This is a genomic window from Bacillus sp. AR13-1, from assembly GCF_008042285.1.
Lineage (GTDB): Bacteria > Bacillota > Bacilli > Bacillales > Bacillaceae_G > Bacillus_A > Bacillus_A mycoides.
The window spans coordinates 1-625 of sequence record NZ_QNUA01000075.1; the positions used below are offsets into that span (position 1 = coordinate 1).

Here is a 625-nt window from a genome sequence, read left to right on the forward strand (position 1 = left end):
TGGTACAATAAGGAAAAAGGGGGTTCTGAATAATGCCTTTAGGAACCACTATTTCTTACATCATTATTGCAATAATCATCGGTGCACTGTTTGGCGGGATGATACGTATAATTCGGCATACCAGCAATCACAAAAAGCAAGATCCAGTTGAGCAAAAGTTAGATAGGGTTATTCAACTGTTAGAAAAACAAGACAAAGATTGACCCTCCCTGTAAACAGGAGGGGTTTGCTTTATATTAGGAGGTCGGAAAATGGAGTTTAATTGGATACAACTTATGTTTTGGCCTTTTATGATTGTTTCAATTATTTTTTCACTGATTGGAATATATTTTAAAAAATCATATTTTCTAATCATTTCTGCAGTACTAATGGTGCCCACATCGTTATACTTAGCTGCTCTACCTAGATTTTTTATATGGCCCTTAACCTTCCCATTATTTTACATATGTGCAGCAATAACATTAAAAAAGCAAAAAAATTGGTTGCCGATTCTATTTTCAATACCCGTTTATTTATTAATTAGTTGGCTTGGATACATAGTATTAAATCCAGATCCAATTAGTACTGAGACTATAATTCAGGAAAAACAAATAGAACCCTAAAAATAACTTCCGCTTTCGATAAT

The 625-nt window shown here is 33.3% G+C and carries 2 protein-coding genes; both read left to right on the forward strand.

All coding sequences use genetic code 11. From position 1 onward, the window contains the following. The first annotated feature begins 32 nt into the window (after positions 1-32). Positions 33-203 carry a DUF4083 family protein gene (locus tag DN408_RS31155; protein WP_147740534.1) on the forward strand — a complete coding sequence of 57 codons (171 nt, stop codon included), beginning with the start codon at positions 33-35 and terminating at the stop codon, positions 201-203. 48 nt (positions 204-251) lie between these two features. Continuing rightward, positions 252-602 (forward strand): hypothetical protein, encoded by a 351-nt coding sequence (locus DN408_RS31160; RefSeq protein WP_147740535.1) that lies wholly within the window; start codon positions 252-254, stop codon positions 600-602. Positions 603-625: the final 23 nt, after the last annotated feature.